Annotated in this window: 26 protein-coding genes; 9 read left to right on the top strand and 17 right to left on the bottom strand. The window is 29.0% G+C overall.

The annotated features are described in order from the left end of the window. Nucleotides 1–60 precede the first annotated feature (60 nt). Nucleotides 61–843 carry an NAD(P)-binding domain-containing protein gene (locus tag QZZ11_RS01610; RefSeq protein ID WP_292472929.1) on the top strand — a complete coding sequence of 261 codons (783 nt, stop codon included), beginning with the start codon at nucleotides 61–63 and terminating at the stop codon, nucleotides 841–843. 40 nt (nucleotides 844–883) lie between these two features. Here QZZ11_RS01610 and QZZ11_RS01605 read toward each other — a convergent pair whose 3' ends face one another. From QZZ11_RS01605 to QZZ11_RS01590, 4 genes are all read right to left on the bottom strand, one after another. Further along, on the bottom strand, nucleotides 884–1,843 hold the full coding sequence (locus tag QZZ11_RS01605) for a cysteine synthase family protein (RefSeq protein ID WP_292472927.1): 960 nt from the start codon (nucleotides 1,841–1,843) through the stop codon (nucleotides 884–886). A 774-nt stretch (nucleotides 1,844–2,617) separates the two neighbouring features. Beyond that, entirely contained in the window at nucleotides 2,618–3,919 is a 1,302-nt protein-coding gene (locus QZZ11_RS01600) for an ATP-binding protein (RefSeq protein ID WP_292472925.1), read from the bottom strand. 60 nt (nucleotides 3,920–3,979) lie between these two features. Further along, nucleotides 3,980–4,906 carry a glutamine-hydrolyzing GMP synthase gene (guaA, locus tag QZZ11_RS01595; RefSeq protein WP_292472933.1) on the bottom strand — a complete coding sequence of 309 codons (927 nt, stop codon included), beginning with the start codon at nucleotides 4,904–4,906 and terminating at the stop codon, nucleotides 3,980–3,982. 18 nt (nucleotides 4,907–4,924) lie between these two features. After that, entirely contained in the window at nucleotides 4,925–5,482 is a 558-nt protein-coding gene (locus QZZ11_RS01590) for a GMP synthase subunit A (RefSeq protein ID WP_292472923.1), read from the bottom strand. A 276-nt stretch (nucleotides 5,483–5,758) separates the two neighbouring features. Between QZZ11_RS01590 and QZZ11_RS01585 the strand changes: the two genes are divergently transcribed. Continuing rightward, a complete protein-coding gene (locus QZZ11_RS01585; protein WP_292472922.1) occupies nucleotides 5,759–6,343 on the top strand; it encodes a DUF447 domain-containing protein in 585 nt (194 codons plus the stop codon). 2 nt (nucleotides 6,344–6,345) lie between these two features. Here QZZ11_RS01585 and ade read toward each other — a convergent pair whose 3' ends face one another. Then, nucleotides 6,346–7,974 carry an adenine deaminase gene (gene ade, locus QZZ11_RS01580; protein WP_292472919.1) on the bottom strand — a complete coding sequence of 543 codons (1,629 nt, stop codon included), beginning with the start codon at nucleotides 7,972–7,974 and terminating at the stop codon, nucleotides 6,346–6,348. Nucleotides 7,975–8,502: 528 nt separating this feature from the next. Here ade and QZZ11_RS01575 point away from each other — a divergent pair. Beyond that, nucleotides 8,503–8,937 (top strand): hypothetical protein, encoded by a 435-nt coding sequence (locus QZZ11_RS01575; RefSeq protein ID WP_292472917.1) that lies wholly within the window; start codon nucleotides 8,503–8,505, stop codon nucleotides 8,935–8,937. Nucleotides 8,938–9,118: 181 nt separating this feature from the next. On the opposite strand, the gene QZZ11_RS01570 is transcribed toward QZZ11_RS01575, so the two are convergent. Beyond that, nucleotides 9,119–10,120, bottom strand: a complete 1,002-nt coding sequence (locus tag QZZ11_RS01570; RefSeq protein ID WP_292472916.1) for a hypothetical protein — start codon at nucleotides 10,118–10,120, stop codon at nucleotides 9,119–9,121. Nucleotide 10,121: 1 nt separating this feature from the next. Then, nucleotides 10,122–10,523 carry a hypothetical protein gene (locus QZZ11_RS01565; RefSeq protein WP_292472914.1) on the bottom strand — a complete coding sequence of 134 codons (402 nt, stop codon included), beginning with the start codon at nucleotides 10,521–10,523 and terminating at the stop codon, nucleotides 10,122–10,124. A gap of 297 nt (nucleotides 10,524–10,820) precedes the next feature. Here QZZ11_RS01565 and QZZ11_RS01560 point away from each other — a divergent pair, with 297 nt between their 5' ends. Next, nucleotides 10,821–11,645 carry a hypothetical protein gene (locus tag QZZ11_RS01560; RefSeq protein ID WP_292472913.1) on the top strand — a complete coding sequence of 275 codons (825 nt, stop codon included), beginning with the start codon at nucleotides 10,821–10,823 and terminating at the stop codon, nucleotides 11,643–11,645. Nucleotides 11,646–11,654: 9 nt separating this feature from the next. On the opposite strand, the gene QZZ11_RS01555 is transcribed toward QZZ11_RS01560, so the two are convergent. Both QZZ11_RS01555 and QZZ11_RS01550 read right to left on the bottom strand, forming a co-directional pair. Next, entirely contained in the window at nucleotides 11,655–12,848 is a 1,194-nt protein-coding gene (locus QZZ11_RS01555; protein ID WP_292472911.1) for an NAD(P)/FAD-dependent oxidoreductase, read from the bottom strand. Nucleotides 12,849–13,048: 200 nt separating this feature from the next. Then, nucleotides 13,049–13,696, bottom strand: coding sequence for an HAD family hydrolase (locus QZZ11_RS01550; RefSeq protein ID WP_292472909.1), 648 nt, complete (start codon nucleotides 13,694–13,696; stop codon nucleotides 13,049–13,051). A 111-nt stretch (nucleotides 13,697–13,807) separates the two neighbouring features. On the opposite strand from QZZ11_RS01550, the gene QZZ11_RS01545 reads away from it, so the two are divergent. Continuing rightward, nucleotides 13,808–14,392 carry a M48 family metallopeptidase gene (locus QZZ11_RS01545; protein WP_292472907.1) on the top strand — a complete coding sequence of 195 codons (585 nt, stop codon included), beginning with the start codon at nucleotides 13,808–13,810 and terminating at the stop codon, nucleotides 14,390–14,392. A 428-nt stretch (nucleotides 14,393–14,820) separates the two neighbouring features. On the opposite strand, the gene QZZ11_RS01540 is transcribed toward QZZ11_RS01545, so the two are convergent. The 5 genes from QZZ11_RS01540 to frhA form a co-directional block, all read right to left on the bottom strand. Then, nucleotides 14,821–15,906, bottom strand: a complete 1,086-nt coding sequence (locus tag QZZ11_RS01540; protein ID WP_292472904.1) for a metallophosphoesterase — start codon at nucleotides 15,904–15,906, stop codon at nucleotides 14,821–14,823. A gap of 62 nt (nucleotides 15,907–15,968) precedes the next feature. Further along, nucleotides 15,969–16,865: a coenzyme F420 hydrogenase subunit beta gene (frhB, locus tag QZZ11_RS01535; protein WP_292472902.1), complete on the bottom strand. Its 897-nt coding sequence runs from the start codon at nucleotides 16,863–16,865 to the stop codon at nucleotides 15,969–15,971. Nucleotides 16,866–16,878: 13 nt separating this feature from the next. Then, complete coding sequence (gene frhG / locus QZZ11_RS01530) at nucleotides 16,879–17,631, bottom strand: coenzyme F420 hydrogenase subunit gamma (RefSeq protein ID WP_292472931.1); 753 nt, start codon at nucleotides 17,629–17,631, stop codon at nucleotides 16,879–16,881. Between the two features lie 61 nt (nucleotides 17,632–17,692). Continuing rightward, on the bottom strand, nucleotides 17,693–18,169 hold the full coding sequence (gene frhD, locus QZZ11_RS01525; RefSeq protein WP_292472899.1) for a coenzyme F420-reducing hydrogenase, FrhD protein: 477 nt from the start codon (nucleotides 18,167–18,169) through the stop codon (nucleotides 17,693–17,695). A gap of 13 nt (nucleotides 18,170–18,182) precedes the next feature. Further along, on the bottom strand, nucleotides 18,183–19,457 hold the full coding sequence (gene frhA, locus QZZ11_RS01520) for a coenzyme F420 hydrogenase subunit alpha (RefSeq protein ID WP_292472897.1): 1,275 nt from the start codon (nucleotides 19,455–19,457) through the stop codon (nucleotides 18,183–18,185). 260 nt (nucleotides 19,458–19,717) lie between these two features. On the opposite strand from frhA, the gene QZZ11_RS01515 reads away from it, so the two are divergent. The 4 genes from QZZ11_RS01515 to QZZ11_RS01500 are packed head-to-tail and all read left to right on the top strand — an operon-like array spanning nucleotide 19,718 to nucleotide 21,512. Next, the gene (locus tag QZZ11_RS01515; protein ID WP_292472895.1) at nucleotides 19,718–20,059 is read left to right on the top strand and encodes a hypothetical protein; all 342 of its coding nucleotides are present in this window, start codon (nucleotides 19,718–19,720) and stop codon (nucleotides 20,057–20,059) included. Then, on the top strand, nucleotides 20,052–20,321 hold the full coding sequence (locus tag QZZ11_RS01510) for a hypothetical protein (protein WP_292472893.1): 270 nt from the start codon (nucleotides 20,052–20,054) through the stop codon (nucleotides 20,319–20,321). The genes QZZ11_RS01515 and QZZ11_RS01510 overlap by 8 nt, the downstream gene beginning before the upstream one ends. Next, nucleotides 20,314–20,907, top strand: a complete 594-nt coding sequence (locus QZZ11_RS01505; RefSeq protein WP_292472891.1) for a hypothetical protein — start codon at nucleotides 20,314–20,316, stop codon at nucleotides 20,905–20,907. Before QZZ11_RS01510 ends, QZZ11_RS01505 begins: the two co-directional genes overlap by 8 nt. A gap of 5 nt (nucleotides 20,908–20,912) precedes the next feature. Next, nucleotides 20,913–21,512, top strand: a complete 600-nt coding sequence (locus QZZ11_RS01500; RefSeq protein WP_292472889.1) for a hypothetical protein — start codon at nucleotides 20,913–20,915, stop codon at nucleotides 21,510–21,512. 22 nt (nucleotides 21,513–21,534) lie between these two features. On the opposite strand, the gene glmU is transcribed toward QZZ11_RS01500, so the two are convergent. From glmU to QZZ11_RS01485, 3 genes are all read right to left on the bottom strand, one after another. Next, nucleotides 21,535–22,827 (bottom strand): bifunctional sugar-1-phosphate nucleotidylyltransferase/acetyltransferase, encoded by a 1,293-nt coding sequence (gene glmU, locus QZZ11_RS01495; RefSeq protein WP_292472887.1) that lies wholly within the window; start codon nucleotides 22,825–22,827, stop codon nucleotides 21,535–21,537. Nucleotides 22,828–22,979: 152 nt separating this feature from the next. Next, the gene (gene glmM / locus QZZ11_RS01490; RefSeq protein WP_292472885.1) at nucleotides 22,980–24,341 is read right to left on the bottom strand and encodes a phosphoglucosamine mutase; all 1,362 of its coding nucleotides are present in this window, start codon (nucleotides 24,339–24,341) and stop codon (nucleotides 22,980–22,982) included. 92 nt (nucleotides 24,342–24,433) lie between these two features. Further along, nucleotides 24,434–25,657 (bottom strand): 2,3-bisphosphoglycerate-independent phosphoglycerate mutase, encoded by a 1,224-nt coding sequence (locus QZZ11_RS01485; protein ID WP_292472883.1) that lies wholly within the window; start codon nucleotides 25,655–25,657, stop codon nucleotides 24,434–24,436. Nucleotide 25,658 lies beyond the last annotated feature (1 nt).

Here is a 25,658-nt window from a genome sequence, read left to right as displayed (position 1 = left end):
TCATTATTATTTATCTCTTTTTTCTCAATTATTAATATTTGTAAAAACAAAATATTTATTATGAATAACGAAAAATTGTTTGAAAATAAGATAGGGGTTATTGGTGCAGGATGTATTGGCCGAGCATTAATACTCAAATTACTGGAAAAAGGTTATCCTTACGATAATATTAAGTTAACATACAATGGTTCTATTTTTACATTCAGTGATATCTCAGACAATAATTTAATTGATATGATTTCATCTAATGCAGAAATCGTTAAGATATCCTCAATACTTATATTATCAGTACCACCACAATCATTTAAACCAATAGGTAACTTTAACTTAACAGATGATACTCTAATAATCTCATTCATGGCAGGTATTACAACAGATGCTATTAAAGCACAAACTGGTTCAAGTAATGTTGTACGTATAATACCAACAGGACCCGATACAATCACTAATTCACAGGCAATAGCAGGAGTTTATGGAGAAAATGAAATTGCTGAAGGATTATTCAAATTATTGGATATCGATTATGTTGTAGTGGATGAAGAAGAAAAAATGGATTACATTGCTATTGCCGGATGTTTGCCTGCAATATACTGTAGGGTGGATCCTCAATCGGATGATAATATTGAAGCAATTAGTAAAATTTCTGAAAGTTTCCCAGAATTTAGGGATATAGCTAAAAAATGTGAAAAATTAGTGCCTGAAGAAAATAAAGAAGAATTTATTTCCCGATTCACAACACCTGGTGGGGTAACTCAAGCAATACTTAATGGATTGAATAGTGGAAAATCTTTGTATGATTCATTAATGATGGGGATTGAAAGAAATAAGGAATTAAGTGAATAATTTCTTTTTGACTTTTTTTTTTATTTTGTTTTGTAGTTATTTAAATTACTTCTATACTAATAAGTTTTATTTTATTTGACAGTAGTTCTGGATTTTCATCAATTTCCTCTGATAATTTAGTAGTTATGTATTTTTTATTATCATCCGGAAAAACAGTAGCTATTTTTAAATCTGAATTATCCATTATTACACTGGCTAAGAAATTTGCTCCACTTGAGATTCCAATGCCTAATCCAAATTCTTTGGCTATTCTTTTAGCCATATTGATAGCATCTAAATCATCAATTAAAACAATATCATCAATTAAATCTTTTTCAACTATTCCTGGAATAAAATCATCTCCAATTCCTTCAATCATGTGGCTACCTTCTACCATTCCCATCTTGAGGATGGATAATGTTGATGGTTCTAGAGCAAATACTTTTGAATCGGGATTGTTCTCTTTTAATTTTTTTCCAATTCCCATTAGTGTCCCACCTGTTCCAATTCCGGATACGAAAGCATTTATATCTGGAATTGCATCAATGATTTCTTGGCCCGTCGTTTTGTATTGGGCTTCTACATTTAATTTGTTATCAAATTGAAGTGGTCTGTATGCACCTGTTTTTAAAGCAAATTCTTCTGCTAGTTCAAGAGCTTTTTTAAATCCACCTTCTTTTTTGGATACTAAGTGGACATGGGCACCATACATTTCGATGAGTTTTCTTCTTTCTAAACTCACCCAGTCCGGCATGAATATGTGAACATCATGACCAAAAAGTGCACCAATTGCACTAAAAGCAATACCTGTATTTCCACTTGTTACTTCCACAATACTTTGATTTTCCCTTAAATTACCATTTTTTCGTTCTTGTTGGATGATATATAATGCAATTCTGTCTTTTATACTGCCCGAATAATTGTAATATTCCAGTTTAGTATATATGCTTCCTTGTTTTCCTTCATAATCATAATTGATTTTTATCATTGGCGTATTACCAACTAACTTTTCAATATTCATATTATTCAATCCAATTAATAATAAAAAAATATAACTTGTCTTTATTTTACATAACAAAAACGTGAATTTTTATTGTAAAATTTTTGTAGATTTTTAGATAAGAATAAGAATGTACTCTAAAAATAAACTATCTCTAATTATATTATTGATTACATTTACCTTTAATTTTTCCATAGTATTATGTGAAAAATTAATTTTAGTTAATCAATTGTAAAAATCTATTAAATAAATTACTTACTTGATGGACTGAATAATTTAATATTTTAAATTTAATCACATGAATAGATTTGTTATTGGAATTGATTATTTGCTTTGATTTTTAAAAATATTAAAAAAAAGTATATTGTTGCCAAAAAGAAAATATTTTTATAGTTTTTAGGATATTTGGAGTTTTATTTTCTTTTGGTTTTCTATTATGTTAATAAGGAGTGGTGAGTTAATTGACTACATTTGAATCATTTTTATAATAGGTGATTTGATTCTTTGTTATTTTATTTCATTTGATAAATTTATATTTTTGAGTGATTGTAGTCTTGTCAATTTTTAACTCGGCTTTTGAACTAAGATTTAGGTTTTTTTTATAGGATATAATTATTTTTAGGAAAACCTAAATTCTTAGTCAATTAAATGTTGTACTCTAAACTATATAAAGGTTTGGGTATACCTAAAAATTTTTCTCAATGGAAAAACTTGTATAAATACAAATAAAAGTATAATTCAATTAAAAAAAAATAAAATAAAATAAATTAATATTAATTCAATATATTAAAGGAATTAACATTTCCCTAATAAATAATAAACTAATTGTTCTGCAGTACGACCTGATTGGGCACCGTGGGTTCTTAACCAAACGGTAGCTTCATGTTCTAATTCTTCATCACTCAATTTAATTTCGGGATATTTTTTAGCTAAGGTTTTTACTATCTCTAAGTATTCTTTAACACTAGGTTTATGATATCCAATAGTAACACCAAACCTATCAACTAATGATAATTTTTCACGTATTGTATCTGAATGATACATCTCTTCAGAAGAAGAGGTGTTAACACGTTCATTCCATGTTTCTTTAATGAGATGTCTTCTGTTTGATGTTGCATAAATTAAAACATTGTCTGGATTTGATTCTAATCCTCCTTCAATTAATGCTTTAAGGAATTTGTATTCACTTTCAGATTCTTCAAATGAAAGGTCATCCATATACAAAATGAATTTATAGTTACGATTTTTTATCTCAGATATTATTTTGGAAAGATACTTGGTTTCATGCTTATAAACTTCTATCATTCTAAGTCCTTTTGGGTAATACTGATTTAATATTGCTTTAATGCTGGTACTTTTACCAGTACCTGCATCACCATATAACAATACATTGTTTGCCTTTTTTCCATTTACAAATGCTTCTGTATTGTGGATTAACTGTTTTTTCTGAATTTCATAACCTAAAAGATCATCAAGTACAACATCATCAAGGAATGTTATAGGTATCATAAACTCTTTATTGGGGTCATGGGATAAATGGAATGCTCTATTCAATCCATACTTTCCAACACCATATTTCTTATAGAACTCTGTTACAATATCCAACATTTCATCTTCATTTGGTGTTTTTTCTATGTTTGAGCTTAATTCTTGTACTTTTAGACTAACATCCTTATTAAACAATTGTTCTTTTTTAATTATTGCATTATAATCTGAGATAATACTGAAACAATCAATGTTTAATTCTTTCTCAATTTTACTAAAGTCATAGTTAAATAGTTTGAGGAATATTTTAAAGTCATTTTTTACAAAATCATTTACGCTTCCATCGGTTTTACCAACTTTTTCAGAGACTAATGTGAATGGATTTTCAGTTGTTGCTAAAAGATATGACAAGTAGTTATGCCATAAATTTTTATTGAATCCGTATGTTGTTGCGAGGCTAAGTAAACTGTTTATTTGTGTGTAAATATCACTAATTAACTCATCTTTATTATATGTTCCACCTTCAAAGTTTCTGAATATCGTTGAAAAGTTATTTAATATTGGTTCGTCTATATTTTTGTAAACGATGAGTTTTGAAATTAAATTATGCATTTTAATCACTTTTATTAAATTTATAAGAAAAATAGTTAAAAAAAAGGTTAAGGTATGAATTTATTCAAATTCAATGGTACTAGGTGGTTTGTTACTTAATGATAAGGATACATGTGTTATTTCAGGTACATTTGCAGTAATTTCCTGAGAAACCTTGTGTAAGAAAGGCCATGGAATGTCTGGTACATTTGCAGTCATTGCATCAAATGATTGTACCATTCTTATAACGACCAGGTATCCGAAATCTCTTTGATCCCCTTTTACTCCAGTTACCTTGCTGTCTGTTAATACTACAAAATATTGCCAGAGGTCTTTATGTAATCCTTCTGCCTCTACATGTTTATTAAGGATTGCATTTGCTTCTCTACAGATTTCTAATTTTTCTTTTGTGATATCTCCAAGTACTCTTACGGCTAAACCTGGTCCTGGGAATGGTTGTCTGTGAACAATTGCATCAGGAAGTCCAAGTTCTTTACCAACTTCTCTTACTTCATCTTTGTATAATTCACGTAAAGGTTCTATTATTTCAAGAACTAATCCATCAGGAAGAGTTACATTATGATGTGATTTGATTTTTCCTTCACTTTCAATCCAATCTGGGGCAATAGTACCTTGTAATAAGAATTTTGCTCCTGATTTTTTAGCTTCTCTTTCAAAGACTTCTATGAATTTATGGCCGATAATTTCACGTTTTTTCTCAGGATCTCTTACACCGGCAAGTGCTGCTATAAATTCATCTTCTGCATTAATTAATTTGAAGTTAAGTCTGTCTTTGAATGTTTCTTCAACTTGTTCTGCTTCCCCTTTTCTTAGTAAACCATGGTCTACAAATATTGCTTCAAGTTGGTCACCAATTGCTTCAGATGCAAGTACACTGGCTACACTGCTGTCTACTCCACCAGATAAAGCAATTATAACTTTTTCATCTTTAACTTCTTCTTTAATGTTTTTTATTGATTCTTCTATAAACTCTTTAGTGTCCATCATCATTTTATTCACACAACCTTAATTTTTACATAATTTGTAGAAGTTTTCAAATATTTCTCCACCTCGAGGCGTATGTTGAACTTCCGGATGGAATTGTATTCCATAAATGTCTTTATCTTTATGTTTCATAGCTTCAATAGCACATTTAGAGGAACTTGCTAATATTTCAAAGTCATCTGGTAATGTTATAACTTCATCTTTATGTGAAGCCCATACTTTCAATGAATCACCGATGTCTTCAAATATACCAACTTGTTTTTCTATGTTTAAATCTATTTGTGCATAACTTTCTATTTCTGCAGAGGTAGTTTCACCACCAAAGACATTTGCAATAATTTGATGTCCTAGACATATGCCTAATATTGGTACCTCTATCTCTTTGATAATATCTTCACAATTACCTATTCTTTCAATTGAAGGTCCACCACCTAAAATGATACCTTCGGGATTCATAGCTTTAATATCATCCAAACTTGTTTCATTTGAAACTAATTTATTTTCTATGCCCAAATAGGTTAAAGTTCTGGATATCCTATGATTGTATTGTCCAAAATTATTAATAATAACAATGCTCATATTAAATTCCCGTTTCAGTTATAAAATCAGTTAAAATATCAAGATTATTGATAATTTATAAATCTGTTATATATTACTTCTATTTATATATAATATTATGGAATTAGATAATATTATAATTATTGTTAAAAGTTGTATAATTGTAGCTATTTAACATCCATGTTTTTTCAAAATATTGTTAAATATAATATTTTTCTTGGTTATTACATACTTTGTATATGAAATAATTAACTCATTTTTGACAGTATAAATCACATTAATAAAAAGGTAAAAATTATGGCTATTTTGGATAATTTTGAAGAAGACATGACTTATGAAGTATTGGTATCCACTAAAAATGAAGATGGGTCTTTGAATGTTAAACCTTTCGGTTTGAAAATTAGGGATAATGATTTTATTTTTAAGATATTTCCTAATAAAACCCTTTTAAATATTAAGAACTCCGATGAATTAACAGTATATTTTTTACAGGATGTTTTAATATTTACTAAAGCATTAACTTCTAATCTGGATTATGATGACTTGTTGGATGAAATTAATTATGAAATATCTTGTAAAATTTCAAATATGGATACAACAATTATTGATGATGGTTATGGAAAAAATGTAGCTACGACAATAATTGCAAAACCAACAAAAATAATTGAACATAAGAAAACTTTACCTATAATAAATAGGGCATCTAATCAAATTATGGAATTGCTCATTGACTTTTCAAGATATGAATTTATGGATGTAGATGCAAGAAATAATTTTATCCAAAAATTAAATTATTCGGAAAAAATAATAATAAAAACAGGAAATAAAAAACATTTGGATTCTTTAAATCTATTAAAAAAAGAATTAAAACAAAAAGAATAATGTTATTCTTCATGTGTTATTAAATCCATAAATTTATTTTCATCAACATCAAATAATCCCTTATCAGTAATCTTAATTTCTGGAACTACTGGTAAAGCCATAAATGATAATGTTGAGAATGGATTTTCTAAAGGACAACCCATCCTATTAACTAATTCATTTAATTGTGTGGATGTTTTGGCAACTTCATTAACCGGTTTGTCACTCATAAGTCCTGCAATTGGTAATGCCAATTCAAGTTCTTCTTGATTGCTTATAGCAACAAGTCCTCCTTTATTCTTAATTATTTTATTGGTAGCTTCAGCCATATATTCACTATTGGTACCAACAACAATGATGTTGTGTGAGTCATGAGATACACTTGAAGCAATAGCACCATTTTTGATACCAAAACCATTGATAAATGCATTTGAAATGGTATTACCACCATAACGTTCAACAACACTAATTTTTAGAACATCTTCAAATACTGACGGAATGATTGTGCCTTTATCTACTGTTAATTTTGCATTTCCTTTTTTCGTGATAATTGTATTAGGTACAACACGCATAACATTAACAATAGCACTTTTATGGTTTGGATTTTGAGCTTTCACATCAAAGTCTTCTGCTTTTTTGAAATCCACATGAAGACTTGTTTCCAAAGGTAATGGGTTTGCTCTGTATAATATTTTCTGTTTTTTAAATATGGTATTACCATTAACAATAACTCTATTGACTTTAAAATCATCTAAATTATCAATGAATACTAAGTCAGCACTTTTTCCAGGACTGATACTACCACAATTCAGGTTGTAATGTTCTGCTGGGTTGATGGTGACCATTTTAATAGCATCAAAAGGATCCATACCTAAATCAACGGCCTTTCTTAAACGTATGTTAAGATGTCCATTTATTAAATCATCAGATTTTAAATCATCTGTTACTATAAAATCTGCTGGAGTATTAATCATTTCTTCGAGCATATGTGATTCGGATCCTTCCCGAATCATAATTTTCATACCTAAACGTTTCTTTTCAAGAGCTTCAGCTTTACTGGAGCATTCATGTTCTGTTGAAATGCCATAATGAACATATTTCTGTAATTGTTCTCCACTTAGTAATGGTGCATGACCGTCGATAGGTTTGTTATATGTTTTGGCAGCATTGATTTTTTTGATTAAGTCTTCATCACCATCAATAACTCCCATGTAATCCATTACTTCACTTAAAGCAACAAAATCATCTCTTTTAAGGAGAGATTCTACATCAAAACTATCTATTGAAGCGCCATTGGTTTCAAACTGTGTTGAGGGTACACAGGAGGGGGCTGTGAAGAAAAATTTTAATGGTGCAAATTTTGCATCATTAATCATGTATTCAATACCTTCCATTCCAAGAACATTGGCTATTTCATGAGGATCACAAACAACTCCAGTAGTCCCATGTTTTAATGCTATTTCGGCATATCTTGAAGGTGTTAACATTGAACTTTCGATATGTGTATGAGCATCAATAAAACCGGGAACAATTATGTCTGTAAAATATTGGTCCACTTCTTTTATTGATTGAATTATTCCTTGTTCAATCTTAATTTCTCCAGGATATATTTCATCAGTAAACACATTTAAAATATTTCCTCTAATAATCATTTTATATTTCTCCGATTAGTAGTTCTTAGATTAAGAATTTAATTTAGAAGTCTACTTGATGCACATTTTTAACAAAACAAATAAAAAAATAAAATTGTATGCCCTTAAGTATTCAATTGCATCCGTCATCGCGTTCTTAACCTAATACAAGCTATTCTTAACATAAATGTCAATTTAATTATCCCCATAAAAAAGTAACATTTACATTTAATAAGCTATGTAAATAGTTTGTTTTGTATTGTATAAATATTTTAAATACTACTTTAATTTAAAAATATGAAAACGTGTTATTGCCTTTTGATTCTTATTTTAAAGTTTTATAGGGGTATTTTATAATTATTCTTAAAATCGTATCTTTATATTTATTTTGACTAAATTATTGGGGAAAAAGAAGGGAGGTAACTATTATTTTTTTTATTAAAAATTATAATATTTAAGATATTAAATATAATAATATATTGAATGTTCATATAATATTGAACTAGTATAAAATTATATTAATTTTTTTAAACTGCTTAGGTGATGTATATGAATACAAAACAAATGATTGTATTAATTATTGCAATGATTATGTTATTTTATATAGGTACAACCATGTTTTATAATACGGGTCTAGGGATAACGGATTTAAATCTTGAAGAAATAGAGTCTAATGGTACACAGTATGATTTATCTTTTATGTTACGTTCTGTAAGAAGTTTTGAATATTTGGATTGTGAATACATATTATTTTCAGAAGATAATCAGGAGATAGCTACGGGATCAACAATACTGACTAATATAACTGATGGAACTTTCACAATTAATGAAACTCTTAACAAAACAAATGAAGATTCATCAAAAGTTCCTAAAGAAGTAGAAATAAGAATTTATCAAGAAAAATTTAATCCAGAACAAAAAAATGCTGATGGAAGTTATTCTCAAAAAGTATTTTTTGAACAGAGAACACCAATAAACAAGTAGATAAACAGAATCTGATTGAAATTATAAAAGTAATACAAAATAGGATGTATATTGTTTTAATTGTATTACTTAAACTTTTTTTTTAATAATTCACTATGTATCTTCAATTATTATTGTAATTGGTGGATAATATTAGAATTATTAAGACTAATGTAAGAAAACCATTATTTATATCTATTATTTACACACATTTTATGAAGAAATCTGTTGAATCATAATAATATTCAGTTTCAAAATTATTCAAATAATATTTTCTTTCAAAGTTTTTTATAAACCTTTTGTGCCAATTATTTATGGCTAAATTATTTTTTACATAACGTGCTAATTCAATATCTTTATATTTGGCGTAAATAATGATTTTATCATTTTTTTTACGTTCTATATAAAAATGGCCATTACGTTTATGTATGTATTTGTCTCTTTTATGAATACGTCTGGTACTTTTTATTATGTGTCTAACTTCATCACCCCTCCATTTTTTAGTATCAAGGTATCTTTTTATTAGACAAGCCAGATCATATGTAGGATAGGAACCTATTACAATTTTATGGTTACGTATTTGTTTTTCTAATTGATATTTATTCCTGTTTTCATCTCTATATCTTATATTTTCACATTCATATTCAAATGAGGGTAAGTCTTCTTTTTTATAATCATGAATTATTGTAGAATCTTCACACATTAATTCCTCATCGCCATCATATTTTATAATCAAATCCCTTTCATAAAGAGCATTTATTAATTTTTTATGCGTACTTCTAACGAAACCCCCATAAATTACATGATATACATCTTTTCTTTTGTTGTATGAGATGTATTTATAAAATTCTTTGTGAGCTATTTTTTCTATAAGTCTAATATTGATTTTATTTCCATAAAAGGGCAATATTTTCTTTATTATGTTAGCATATTCATAGTTTTTATATGTTCCGAAAGTTCTTCCGGTTTTCTTATTTAATACTAGGTATCCGCACTCTGTTTTTTTAATTTGATATTTTGGAAAACGTTCCTGCTTTGGATAGTTTGTTGTTGCATTTTTATGCCATTTATTTTTCATAAGAATATTTCTTTGTTCAATAGCTTCTGTTAAATTATCAAAGGTTCCATAAGTTATACTTTTACAATAAATGTTCTTTTTTATAACGTACTTGCCATTTTGTTTATAAATATTCTTATAATTCATATTATGCCTCTTTTATTAACTTATCCAAAATTTTGAACGTATCTTTCTGTTGAATCCTTTTTGCGGTAACATTGTCTAAGTCATTTAAAACTTTGATTTTTTTCTTTAAATCTTTGTTTTTTTGGTTTTCCTTCATGTCTTCTATTATTATTAAAGTTATTTTTCCTTGTTTTTTTAATTTTTCAATCATTTTGTTTAGATCTGTTTTTGAGATTGTGCTGGTATATGTCTGTGTTATTTTGATGTTTTTTGTTTGGTATTGTATGTCTGGATCTAATGTTGTCGTGATTACATTGTATTTATTTCCAAATCTTTGGAATATTTCAATTATGGAATCGATGTCGTTATTTTCGTTAACTTTTAATGTTTTTGTTTTTTCATATTTATTTTTATATTTTTTCATTTATTTCCCTCCTTTTTGGTTTATTTTATTTTTTTGATGTTATTTTTAATTATTATTTAAAATACTATTCTGGTATGTATTATTATTTAATAATAATTCTATATAAAGGATTTGAAGGCTCTCACACACTCTTTCTTACTCACATGCACTTGGGGGGAGGGGGTGGTGATTTTAATATATAACGAATTAATTTAATACTTATCAAGACCCGGTTTCTTTTAAATAAGATATTTTACTAATTATCAATAGAGATAATTTAATTGAAGGAGATATGAAAAGAGGAGTTGGGTGGTGAAAATGAGTATATTTGAAGAGATAATGGATAATGATAATTCAGTATTTAAAAATCAGGAAATATTCAATATAGATTACTTTCCAGAAATAATCCAATGTAGGGATAAAGAATTGAAGAGTATATTGATTAACATAAAGCCATTATTAACTAATAATAAAGTATTGAACACGATTATAATGGGAAATTCCAGTACTGGAAAAACAACAGTAATAAAACATGCATTAATAGAAATAGAAGAATTTACCGATATAAAAACATGTTATTTAAACTGTAATATTCAGAATACTGCAAGAAAATGTTATTTTCAAATTTTTAAAATGTTGTTTGGTTTTTCACCCCAAAATAATATTGGTACAGAAATTATTCAGGAAGAAATAATGGAAAAATTAGAGGAAGAAGCGTTTATATTGGTTCTTGATGATTTGAATTATCTTCCAAAAGCAGATACAAATAAATTGATAAATGAATTATTAAGGGCCAATGAATTCTATCATTCGAATATGGCAATAATTATCATAGTAAACAACATTTCTTTTAAATATTCGTTAGAAAAGAATGCACAAAGTGTATTGCAGTGTAATGAAATAGAATTTAAGGATTATACTGTTGAAGAAATGTATTCCATACTAAAATATCGGTGTGTTTTAGGTTTTAAAAAAGGAGTAATAACTGATGATCAAATTATGAAAATAAGTGAAAATGCAGTTCATTACACAAATTTAAGATGGGGATTACGAACATTAAACTTATTGGGACAAAAAATAGAGTCGGAAAATAGGGATAAAATAGAAGATAGGGATTTGATTGAATATATCTTCACGTGTTAACTGATAAAATTATAATAATTTACGTAATTTTAATAATTTTCTTGGAGATACTTTTATCATAGCTTTAAGTAAAGCTTTTGTAGAAAGTTTGGTGATGTTGGCATTAGCAATAGCTCCAATGTATTCATTCATATCCTCATCTTCTAGATTGTATATGAAATCTCTTACTGTAATTAACTTCTTGAACTTCTTACCAATATTTTCATCAACATAATCCGCATATTCTTGTAAATTTTCTTCAGATAAATTATCCTCTTTAATAGCTTTTGCAGCAATTTGGCCTGCAATCATACCACTTTCAAGGCCTGTGTCAATTCCACCACCTGTAATAGGACTTACACATCCTGCAGCATCACCTACAAGCATGAAATTATCTGCAATAATTTTATCAAACACACCACATAATGGATTTCCACCAACATTAACTTCAACAATCTGTCCGTCTTTGGTTTCTTCATTGTTGGCTATAAAATCATCAAGATATTCCAGTGCTGTCTTTTCTCCTTTAACACCAGAAACATCAATACCCACATTTGCTGTGTCATAACCTTTAGGGAAAATCCAAGCATAACCTCCAGGAGCTACGCTTCCAAAATAAAATTCTATGGTATCATTTTTTTCCATTTTAAGATTGGTCATTTCATATTGTGCTCCAGATTCCATTTCACTAAGTGGAACCTTTGTGTTAAGTCCCATCCAAGAACCTACACGACCTTCGGGACCATCAGCACCAATGACTATTTTTGCTTTGATTTGATTGTATTTCTGGTTAAATGAAATAATATCTACCAGTAAATAATTGTCTTTTCTTGTTATTGATGTGGCTTCTGTTTTAAGCATTACTTCTGCACCATTACGTATAGCATCCATGGTAACATGTTTATCAAATACTTTGCGTTCAAGTATAATTCCTGTAGATGGTGTTTCTAAATTTTCTGAAGTGAACCATGCACTTGTATTGTCGGGTGCTACAAGTCTTGCTCCATCAATATGGCGAGCAATCCATCTTTCATCAGGTTCAATTCCTACTTTTTCAAGAACTCCATCCATGATACCTTCTCCACATCTTTTGGGAGTTCCTATTTCAGATTTTTTATCAATTATTAAGGTTTTAACCCCATTTTTACTAGCTTCTCTTGCTGCAATAGAACCAGCAGGACCGGCACCTATAATTAACACATCAACTTCTTTAATATTATTCATAATATTCCCTTTCTTTCTATTTATAAAAAAATCTAACTATTTATAATATATGCTTTTGTTTTCTTATTATTTTTTTCATTTAAATATTAAAAAATTTTCATGTTATACTGAGAAAGTAATTTGGATGATCATACTGTTTCAACGTTATATTAAATTATTTGATTGAATAACGATAATTGTCAACTATTGTACCATTAAAATCAAATATCTATAATTCCTTCAGTTATAATATCTAATATATCTTCTGTTTTATCAATTACTTTTAGTGGATATGGGTTAATATAGTCTTCATGACTTCCCTGACCATAAGTAACTAATATTAAATCTATTCCTGCGTTTTGTGCTACTTTAACGTCAGCATCTTTGTCTCCAAAGTATATTACTTCACTTTTATCAATATTTTCTGCTGTTATTATTTCATTGATTCTATAAGGATCTGGTTTATCGGGAACACCTTTTCTAAAACCAGAAATATACTTAAAATCTATTCCATCAAAGAAACGTTTGGCTAACTCTTTAACTACTTTTTCATCTCTATTAGAACAAATTGCAAGAGTTACTCCTCTATTTTGAAGCTCTTTTAAAACATCTATTATACCATCAAAAGGTTTTGTATTAGTTAGTGGATGTTTAGAATATACTTCAATATATCTGGGATATACTGGTGTTTCTTTACCCGCATTATTTTCATTTAAGTATTTTCTAAAAGTAGGATAATGCATGGTTTTTAAATCAACATCATACGGTTTTATTCCAAATTCTTTTAGTACTTGGTTAACACAGTAAAACGAATCTTCTATTGTATCGAGTATCATACCATCTAAATCAAAAATAAATAATCTTTTCATATGTATATCTTTTGTATTGAAAAAATAATAATATATTGTTCTTAATTGTATTTGGGGAATTCAAAATGATTATTAATAATGTGACAATAATAGTATAGTAGTTAGATTATTATGAAAAAAACACACACGAATAAGATAAAAATCAATGATATTGAAATAGAATATTCTGTTGAATATCGTAAAGTTAAATACATACGTTATGAGCTAAAGAAAGGAAGATTGCTTTTAATTTTACCAAAAAGAAGTAAAGTTGAAATTGAAGATGTGATTCATAAGAAGGATAAATGGATTTATAAGAAAATAAAAGAGTATTATAACGAAAAAGAATTGTTATCTAGTAAAACCAGGGATATGCAATTGCTTCGGAGAACGTTGCCTGAATTAAAAGATTTGGTTAATGTTTATGTTGAAAAGTATGAAAAAATTTTAAATGTTGAGGTTAATCGTCTTCAATTTAGGGATACTATTTATAAGTGGGGTAGTTGTAGTACCTTAAGAAATATTACGTTATCTAAAAATTTACGTTTTCTTCCGGATAGGTTGGTGGAATATATTGTGTATCATGAATTGGTTCATATTATTGTTTTAGCACATAATGATAAGTTTTTTGAAATTATTAAAAAGGAATTTCCAAATTATCTGCTTTGTGATGAAAAATTGAAACAATATAATTTTTTAATTGAAAATAATCTTTAAAATTTTCTTTAAAAATAGAATAATATGAAAGAAAATAATTATTGTTTGACTCTTGTAGGATGTTTATGGGAGTCTTATTTTCTTTGTCTTTATTATAAGTTATATTATGTTTTTCTAAGGAGTGGTGAGTTATAGACTTTTTAAAGTTTTTCTAATAGGTGATTTAAATTTAAAACTATTTGATTGTATGAATAATAGTTTTTTTTAGTAGAATATTTTTAATAGTCTTTTAATTTAACTCATTGACTAGAAGCATGGTAATTCATATGGCTAAATTTTTAGGATAACCTAAACTTCTTAGTCAATTAAAGATTGTACTTAAAACTATATAAATGTTTAGGTATACCTAAAATATTATTATTGTTTTAATCATTTTAAATAATAAATAAATTCATTAAATAACGTTTTATGTTTTTTAATATTTTTATTTATCTTTTTAACTTTAATAAAACAATTTCCGATTTTGTTCCCCATCTCATAGGAATATCCATTGAACCAACACCTGTTGTAACATGTAAATAACTATTTTTATTATTTTTTGACTTTTTATTAAATAAGCCCATATTATGGCCTTCATACATCAAATCACCGAACCAAATAATGGGATAAAATTGACCGCCATGGGTATGTCCTGATAATTGAAGGTCAAAACCAATATTGGCTAATGCATTCCATCCTATTGGCACGTGATAATTTACAATATTGATTTTATCCTCTTTAATGAAACTCTTTAACTCCTCTCGTGATGGCATCTGAATATCATCAAAACTATAACTTAAACCATATATATTTAAATTTTCATATTCCATACCTTCATTTTCCAATATAATTATCCCTGCCTTTTTACAAGCTCTATGTACATTTTCTAATCCTGGATAATAATCATGATTTCCAGAAGTAAAAATTATTGGTATTTTTACATTCTTTAATGATATGAAATCATCTTCTTCTACTGCAGAAGAACCATCTGCTAAATCACCCGAAATAACTACCAAGTCACAATCATCAGATAAATCATTCAATTTATTGGCAATATCATCGATTATCTGTTTATGTCTTATGGAACCAAAATGTACATCAGACAGATGTGCAATAGTATAATCTTTTTCCAGATTATTAAAATTTAATATCTGCTCTTTCACTACTATTTTGTGGGCATTATAATAAGCATAGATACCAATTGGTATTATAATTAATAATGAAAGCGTTATTGCTGCGGGAGGAATTTTTATAAATCTGCCAATTATGAAAATTATAATTTCATCTATAAAAATCATTACTAAAAACCATTCCCAAACACCGAATAATGTAGAAAAGAAACGACCAATTTTGGTAGATTTATTCTCTTCAAAAAACATGGGTACAGTCTGTAATAAACCCAATAGAATAACTAATATTGCTGTGTAAATATCAGCTATGCCTCCGAAGTATGAAAAAAGAAATTTCAATAAAAAGAATTGAAAAATTACATAAAATGGTGCTCCAAACAATACTCTTCTTGTTCTAAAACTCATATTATTCTCCTAATTTATTAAAAATAAAATAAAATTTTAAAAAGAAAAAATAAGAAAGGAGGTTATCTATTTTCTAAAATATCTTCTTTAAGATCAGATTTTGTGAATGGAACTTCTAAACCTATGTCTAATGCTTTATCAATATTTTTTTGTCGTTTTTTCTTCTTATTTGTGGCTAATTTTCTAAGCATTTCTAATCCAAATTTACCTTCATTAGTTTCAACAACTTCAAGAACACCATCTTCAACAGCATTATCAATAAGTGAAGCCCCTGTATCAGTACGTTTGATAATAGTTGACCATCCTTCTTTTGCTCCTACTGATCCACAGGAGAAATCAGATAATTCTGCTACGTAATCCATACAATATTGACATCCACTTTGTTCATATCCATGAGTTTCTTTTATAGGAATTGCAGTTTCATTATCAGATGTTCTGATGAATAATTTACCTTTTGAAATATCCATTTTAACAACTTTTGATGGGACAGTTTCAGCTTTATCTTGTATGAATGCTTTTAATGAATCATAAGGGAAATTTTCCATACAATAAATACCTGCTATTAAAGCTATTTTATCTGTAACGTGTCTTAATCCCATAGGATAAGTTTGCATTTTACGAATTCCCATAACTTGGCATGGTGTTCCAACTGTTCCTATTTTTTCAAGACCATAACTACGTGTAGCTTCTTTAATCATTGCAAGATTTGGACACATGGTGTATTTCGTACCCGAACTTTTAAGAATTTCTTTTTTAGTTGTTGCTACAATAGGTTCCGGTTTCCAAGGTTCATTTCCATCCCCTGCTACGATAGTTCCATCAATAATATTTTTTTCTAAGGCATATACTAGCAATGCCGTTACAATACCACCATCTTGGGCATTTTTTAATATTTTTTTATCCGTTGCTCTTGCAGTTAAAATTTCCTGATGTGGTCCTAGGACTGAATCTTGTATCATATTTCAAGCCTCCTTATTCTAATCCCATTTCTTTTTTGATTTGATCTATTGGCCACCAGCTACGTGTACATTGATAGTAACATAAACCACATTTTACGCATCTGTCGCAGTTGAATGATGGTCGTCCATCTTTCATAGTCATAGCTCTTGTTGGACATGCTGCTGCACAGGCTCCACAACCTATACATATTGATTGGTTAATGATTCTTTTTTGTAAGTCACAACCACATGCATCCTTATTTTCTGTAAACTTCATAAATGGTGCAAGGTAGTCCATGTCATTGTTTACTGCTGCTAATATTACTTTTTTAATCATTTGTGGGGATGGTGGACATCCTGGTATTGCCATATCAACTTTAACCAGGTGTTGTAATGCTAAAAATGATGAATGTTGCGGTTGTGCTTTTTGACCTCCTTTGGCATATACTGTAAATCCGCCAGTACATGCACATGAACCTAAAGCTACTAATAAATCGGATTTTTCTCTAGCTTCTTTAAGTTCTTTGATGGAATGTTCATCTTCAAGACATACTGATCCTTCAATTAATACGATGTCCATTTTTGGCATTTCCCAACAATCTACTAAAGTTTGTCCGTATACAATGTCTACAGCATCTAATAAATCAACTAATTCGTCATAGTTTTCAGTAAAAGACATTAAATCACCAGTACATCCTGAAAGATGGATGTAACCAATTTTTAATTTATTTCCTGAATTTTGTTTAACGTTTGCAGGAGATTTTTTTGTATTATCCTCACTATTCAATATATTTTTTAGTTTTTCAAACAAGGTATTCACCTTCTATTCTTAATCATAATAGTTATAATCATTTACTTAACATAGAATTTAAAATTTCTATAGTTTTATTTATTGTTTGCGGAATTTTATCTTCCAAAGTTTTACTTAATCCCATTTCCATTTCAAAAGGTATGTTTTCCGGTTGAATAACAATTAATTTGATGTTGACTTTTTCTTTTAAATCATGTAAAGGGTAAGTGGCTGATAATCCATGAACATCCATATAACGATTTTCTTCATGAATTTGATCTAAGTTTAAAACTTTAATGGTTCCAGCTTCTTCGTTTAGTGATGCAATATCAATTATAATTATATTTTTCCATTTTTCTTGGGGTAATGTGAATATATAATGTGGGGCACTGGTTGCTCCATCTATTACATAGGTATCTCCTGGAAATTCTATATTGTTCTCTTTTATATATCTTATAACTTCTGGACCAAATCCATCATCGCCATAAAGTGTGTTTCCACATCCAACAATTAAATTTTCATGATTATATGACATTCAATCCCTTCAATTATAACTGAACCATATCCTCTTTGAGAACTTCTTTACTTTCATCATCTACCACAATCATGTGGGTGGCACATGATAGACAAGGGTCATAAGCTCTTATTACATCTGGAGCATAATCATAATGATTTCCTTCTGTTGCCATACCCATTGTTGGAATGTTCCACGTTGTTGGTACAATACAGTTATATTCGCTTATAAATCCGTCAGATGAAATTTTAGCTGTATGTAAATTTGTTCCTCTTGGTCCTTCAATAACTCCAACACCTAAACGGTCTGTTCCTTCTAAATTAAATTTTGCCATGGTCTGTGCTGATGGATCAATTTTGTCAACTAATTCCAATATACGTTCTGCGGAATTTATCATTTCCTGTGCTCTTGCAAGGTGCTGTGCTTTAACTCCAACATCTTTGAATTTTCGGTATTTGTTAGCTCTTGCTCTAGGTCCGGTTTCTACGGGTGTATTATCATACAATGGTATTTGTGAACAAGCAGTTTTTCCAATTTTTTTTGCAGTTTTCTTTGTTTCCTCTGCAAATTCTTCATCTTCTTGTGATGTATATTTATCAGCATACCATGAGTTAGGCATGATTTCATTAATACTACTTAAAGATATGTTTTGTCTTGATCCATATGTGTTACTTGTTGCTAATACTGGTTGTGCATGTTTTCCTAAGTCTTCAGGGAATTCTTTTGCTTCAACATATTTTGTCATCTGTTCAACGTGTTGTTCTATTAATTTTATTACTCCGTTTATTCTGGTTTTTATTTTGTTTTTTGTATTTTTGGTAATATTATGAGCCATACCTCCGATTCTTATGTCAGATGGATGTATTCCTTCACCACCAATCACATCTTCAACAAATTGTGCCTGTTTACGTATTTCTGATATGTTTTTAACAACCTGTTTGTAATCTTCAGATGGTACAAAGTCAGGTGCTACTAGGAAATGATGTATTGCGTGACTGTTGACCATATGTGCATTTAAACACATTTCTCTAAGTATTTGTGCTGTTTTTGGTATTTCTATTTTTAAGGAATCATCAATAGCTTCAACTGATGCTAATGTGTGTGTAACAGGACATACTCCACAGATTCTTTGTACGATTACTGGAGCTGATTCTGGTCTTTTACCTATAACCATTTTTTCTATTCCACGAACTGGTGTTATACTATAATAACGTCCTGTGGTAACTATTCCTTCATCATCAACTTCTAATGATAAAGTTGCATGTCCCTCTTGTCTGGAAGTTGGAGAGATTGTAATAGTTTTACTCAATTAAATCACCTATCTGTTATACTTTGAATATTGTTATCAGAAACAATTTTTGTCAAAAATTAAATTTATAATTCCAAGTATTTTTTTAAATATAATTTATCTCCTTGTCGGAAATATATTTCATACTAAGTGTATTTGTGGTTATTGACTATTATATCTTTGCATATCTATTATACATAATATATTTTATAATTTTAGACTAATTTTTAACCTTAATACAAATTATTTAATGTGAATTTTAGTATGTTCACCAAAATTTAATGGGGGTACTGATAATTAATTTATTAAATAAAAAAACAAAAGAAAAAATTTCCGATGAAAACTGGGAAATAATCAAAATAAATTCATGGAATCCGGATGTAGGTGATAAAATAGAAGGAAAATTAATTAAAATTGATAAAAACTCCAATCAAATGTTTTATGTCATTGAAACAAATGATAAAAAACGAATAAGAATATGGGGAAAAACATATCTAAACCAGTTAATGGATGAAATAGAATTAAATGATTATATAAGAATTACATATAACGGAACTGAAATAACAAAAAACAATCATAATATGAAAAAATACAACTTAGAACGGAGAATTCAAAATGAATAAAGAGAAATATTGGAATCCGAATGTTAATGATGAAATAATCGGAACATTTGTTGAAAAAATAGAAAATGTTGGGGAGTATAAAAGTACTCTTTATAAAATACAAAATGATGATGAAATAATAAATGTTTGGGGTAAAAAACAATTGGACTCATTAATGGAGTTAGTAAATATTGGTGATAAAATAATTCTAAGATATGTGGGCACTGAAAAAGTAAATGATTATCAAATGAAAAAATTTGAATTGGAAATAGTAAATGAATAAAATCAATGAAAAAATAGTAAAGCAACTTCAAAAACACAATAATGTACTACTCTACAATGAAGAATTGTATACACACTTTAAAGAATTTAACACAAAATATAATGCGGTCTATATATCAACACCTAAAAAAGGTAAAACTGCATTTGAACAAATACTTAAAAAATTAAATAGTGATATGAATACTAAAAATAAAACAATAAGTCAATTATTGCAAGATATAATGGAAGAAACTAAAAATAAAAAAATCCATATATTTGTTGATAACTTTGAGCAATTATCTAAAAGAGAATTACAGAATTATAAAGAATTAGAACAGCAAGAAAATATTCTTTTAATCGTCAATATTAATGAAGACAAGGAATTTATTGATGAAGAATTCTTAAATAAATTTGTAATATCAGATGAATCCTCTTTTAAAAGTAATCGTTCACAAAGTATTAATATCAAATATGTGATTTTACTTTTACTTTCATTTTTGATCTTTTTATTGTTTTTAAGAATACAGTTAAGTCTTTTACGTTTCATTGTAAGTGGATTATGGTTTACATTATTAATGTATAGATCGTTTTATTATATTTCTAAATAGATATTATGAGTAAAATAAATGAAATATTAACATCAGTAGTATTGTATTCACTTATATCCTACATACTAAACTTACCTAACTTTGAATATGGGATACTTCTGGCCATATTGGGTTCACAAATAAACATATTGCTACCACAAAATTATAAACATTCTTTGATTGTTTTAATTCCAATGTATCTATTGTCATTATTCTATCCTGCAATACTGATTCCTATGATGATAGGTTATTCTTCTTCAATTTTTATTGGATTACTCTCAAAAAATGCATGTAAACTATTATATCCTCTATGGGAAACAACATTCACTGGACCCAGAAATTACTTGGAAAATGATACAAAAGAAGATTATGCTGCAACGGCATTTCTTATAACATTAGTAATAATTTCATTATTATTATCATTTAATGGGATGGAAATACTAGAAAACATACATGAAAAAAATAATTTAAATAATTATTTTAACAATTATGAAATTCAATATAATGATACACCAGAAGCAGTACAGTATGTAAATATTAATCCAGCTTATTGTGTGAACAAAAATATAACAACAATAAAATCAGGAAATACGACTACAACGTTAATAACAGAATATATTCAGTAAAAAAAGAAAGATATTAAAAAGATTATTCCTCATCTTTTTTTAATTTTTTAACTATTAGGTTAGTTTCAGTTGTTACAAGAGAGAAAGAATCAATATCTTGGTAAATAACGCAACCTGCATTAATGAAAGATCCATTACCTATTTTTACACCCGGGTTTACGCTTGTGTTAATTCCAGTTTTAACTTCATCACCGAAGATAGCTCCTAATTTTCTTAGACCTGAATCTATTCTTTCACCTTTAACAGTAACTTTAACATGTTTATCATCAAATCTTAAGTTGGCAAGGTTAGTGCCTGCACCAAGGTTACAGTTAACTCCAATAACTGAATCTCCAACGTAAGATAAATGACTTACATTGGTTCCATCCATTATTATACTATTTTTTATTTCAACTGCATTACCTACACTAACATTATTACAAAGACAGGCATTTGGTCTGAGATAAGTGTTAGGTCCTACATCACAATTATCACCAATAAATACAGGGCCTTGTATATAACAACCACTACGGATAATACTATCCTTACCTAAATGTACTGGGCCGTGTATAGTAACATTTTCTTCAATTTCTCCCTGGATATCATCTTCCATTTTTTCAAGGAAATCAGCATTACATTTTAGTAATTCCCAAGGTCTACCAACGTCCATCCAAGGTTCGTGGGAAATAAGACCTAAAATTTCATATCCTTTTTTAAGTTCAATTTCTAATGAATCAGTAATTTCATATTCACCACGTTCCGATAATTCGGTTTCACGAATGGCATCAAATATTTCCGTACTGAATAAGTAAATACCTGCATTTGCTAAATTACTTGGAGCTTCTTCAGGACATGGTTTTTCAACAATTTCTACTATTTTATCATTCATTGTAGAAACAATACCATAACTTGATGGATCATCAACTTCTATTAATGTAAGAACGGATTTTACATCATTACTTGTACGGGTAGCGTATTTTTCAATTAAATTACGAATAAGATCATAACTTACTATAATATCCCCATTAAGTACAATGAAACTTTCATCAATAAACTTTTCTGCACTACCTATAGCATGAGCTGTACCTAATTGTCCGTCTTGAACTGCATAATTGATGTTCACACCAAATTCATTACCATCACCGAAGTAATCCTGAATAACTTCTTTTTTGTACCCTACAACTAAGGTGATATCTTTTATACCTGCATCTCTTAAAGATTCGATATTATATTGTATTAAAGGTTTTCCTCCAGTAATGAGCATAGTTTTCGGTCTTGTGGTTGTTAAAGGACGCATACGAGTTCCTTCACCAGCTGTTAATATAACTGCCTTCATTAATATTCACCTAAAAAATCATCGTTTAATTATTATTATTTTTATAATTGGATATATTTATTAATTATTTTTGAATGAACTGTTATACATATAATTTTGTTTCAAAAAAAATATTAAAAAAAAAGATTTTGGAGATTATTTTTAAAATTATATTATATTAATTTTGAAAGGAAGTTTTTAGATATGTTTTCTATTTTATCAAGGTGTTCTTGAGTTTTACCTTCAGCAGTAATACGAACATATGGTTCGGTACCGGAAGGTCTTATTAAAACCCAACTTCCATCTGTAAATGATATTCTAACACCATCAATTGTAAGAATTTCATCAACATCCTCAAATTCATCAACAAATGAAGCTTCAACACATTCCATAACTGATTCTTTTTTATCGTTAGGACAAGTAACTTTTTCTCGTATTGTAGGATAACTTTCAATAGCTCCAAGTTGTTCTGATAGTTTTCCATGATCTTGAACGCATTTAACAATTCTTAAACCAGATAACAAACCATCAGGACACATACAGAAATCTGGATGTAACCATGTACCACTAGGTTCACCACCAAATGTGGCACCATTTTCATTAATTGATTCTGCTACATGAACATCTCCTACTGGAGTTCTTAGTACATTTCCACCCATTTTTTTCATTTCAGTATCAAGACATGCTGATGCATCAACTGTTGTAACAACAGTACCTCCAAATTCTTTAGCCATAATGGTTAATAACTTATCGAAGTCAGATAGATTACCTTTTTCATCTACCGCAATCATTCTGTCAGCATCACCATCATGGGCTAGTCCGATATCTGCACCAATAACTTTAACAGTTTTCATTAACTCCTGTAAATTGGCACTATTAGGTTCTGGATTACGTCCTGGGAAAAATCCATCTGGCTGAGCATTTAATGTTATAACATCCATTCCAGCACGTCTTAATGCTTCGGGTGATAATTCACTACCGGCACCGCTAGCACAATCAACAACAACTTTTAATGGTTTTGAAGAATCAATTTTAGAAATTTCTATTATAGCATCCACATATTCATCTTTGAATGGGCTGATATCATATTCCTTACCTATTTCATCCCATCCAACTTTTTCAAATGCTTTTTCATGTACTATTTTTTCTATTTCACGTTCTTGTTCTTGTTTGTATGCAAGTCCATCAGCGTTCCATAATTTAATACCATTGTATTTTGACGGATTATGTGAAGCGGTAATCATTATACCTGCATCAGCACCTTTTTTTAATGTTGCGTATCCTACTGTTGGGGTAGGAACCATACCTAATATAAGCACATCACATCCACATTCTTGTAATCCTGCAGACATTATGTTTTCCAAAAGTTTTCCGGTAGTTCTGGTGTCTCGACCTATAACTACTTTTTTACCTTTTCCACCTATGTATTTAGCTAATGCTCTTGCAACATCTAATGCTAATTCGGGTGTTACTTCTTTTTGGTATTCTCCTCTTATACCTGATGTTCCAAATAATTTTGGTATACTTGCTGTCATATAGGTTCATTCTCCTTTTAGTAACATATCTTATAATATTTGATAAAAATAATTCCTTAATTAAAATAGGGGGTTATAGGGAGATAATTCATTTATGCTCCAAATTTGCTGATTACGTTCATAAGGTCTCTTATGATGTACATTACATCAGTACCTCTTATACGGCATAATCCACCTTTTGCGGCTTGTCTTTCACCATATTCGGTTATGTCATCAACACGTAATCCATCTGCTTTAATAAATACTGGTACTGGATCTCCTGTGTGATCCATCACACCTACTGGTGTTGAATGGTCTGCTGTAACGAACAATACAATATCATCAATTTCATAAAGTTCTTTCATTATGAGTGCATCTATTTTTTCTATGAAATCTCTTTTATCAAATGCTGCTCCGTCGTGACCACATTCATCGGCACCATCTACATTAACAAGCATGAAATCATAATTTTCATCTTTTGCATATTTTACAATGTAATCTCGTACACTTTCTAGGTCTGTGGTAATTCCACCAGTTGCACCAGGAATATCTACTATGTCCATTCCTGCAATTTTGGCAATACCCTTAATAATTCCAGTTTCTGCAACACATACACCTTTAAGACCGTATTTGTCTTCAAATGCTTCTACGGATGGTACTTCTCCCCCACCTCTTGGAAGAACTATGTTGGCAGGATTTTTACCTTCTTCAATTCTTTTGAGATTTACTGGATGTTCTTTTAACATGTCATATGATTGTTCAACGAATTTGTTAACAAGATCTGCAGTATATTTTGCTTCTTCAGAGTCATCTAGTGCTTTAACAGTTTTAGGTTTGTTTCCTTCATGTTTTGGATCTGCATCTGTAATTTTATCAGATAAACCTTCTCCTCTAAGTACAAGTACTGCTCTGTGTGCATCTGATTCTTTAAATATTACTTCAACATTATCATCAAGTTTCATTTGGTTAATGGTATCTGCAATTTCATCAGTTCCACTGCTAATTCTTCCTGCACGTCTATCTATAACTGTTAAATCATCTTCTGCTGTTGCAAAGTTACATCTGAATGCTATATCACCAGGTTTTACTTCTACATGAACTCCTGCTGCTTCAAATGGTCCACGTCCGGTATATACTTCATATGGGTCATAACCTAATAAGGTAAGGTGTGCTGTATCACTACCTGGTCTTACTCCAGGCCTAATAGTATCCATAATTCCTGTTATTCCTTCTTCAACCATTTTATTCATGTATGGTGTATTTGCAGCTTCTAAAGGGGTTTTATCATCTAATTCTTTAACTGGGCGATCACCCATTCCATCAATTACAAATATAATT

The organism is Methanosphaera sp. (genome assembly GCF_016282985.1).
Classification (GTDB): Archaea; Methanobacteriota; Methanobacteria; order Methanobacteriales; family Methanobacteriaceae; genus Methanosphaera.
Note: the sequence above shows the minus strand (reverse complement) of the source record. Positions and strands in the feature narration are given on the sequence as shown.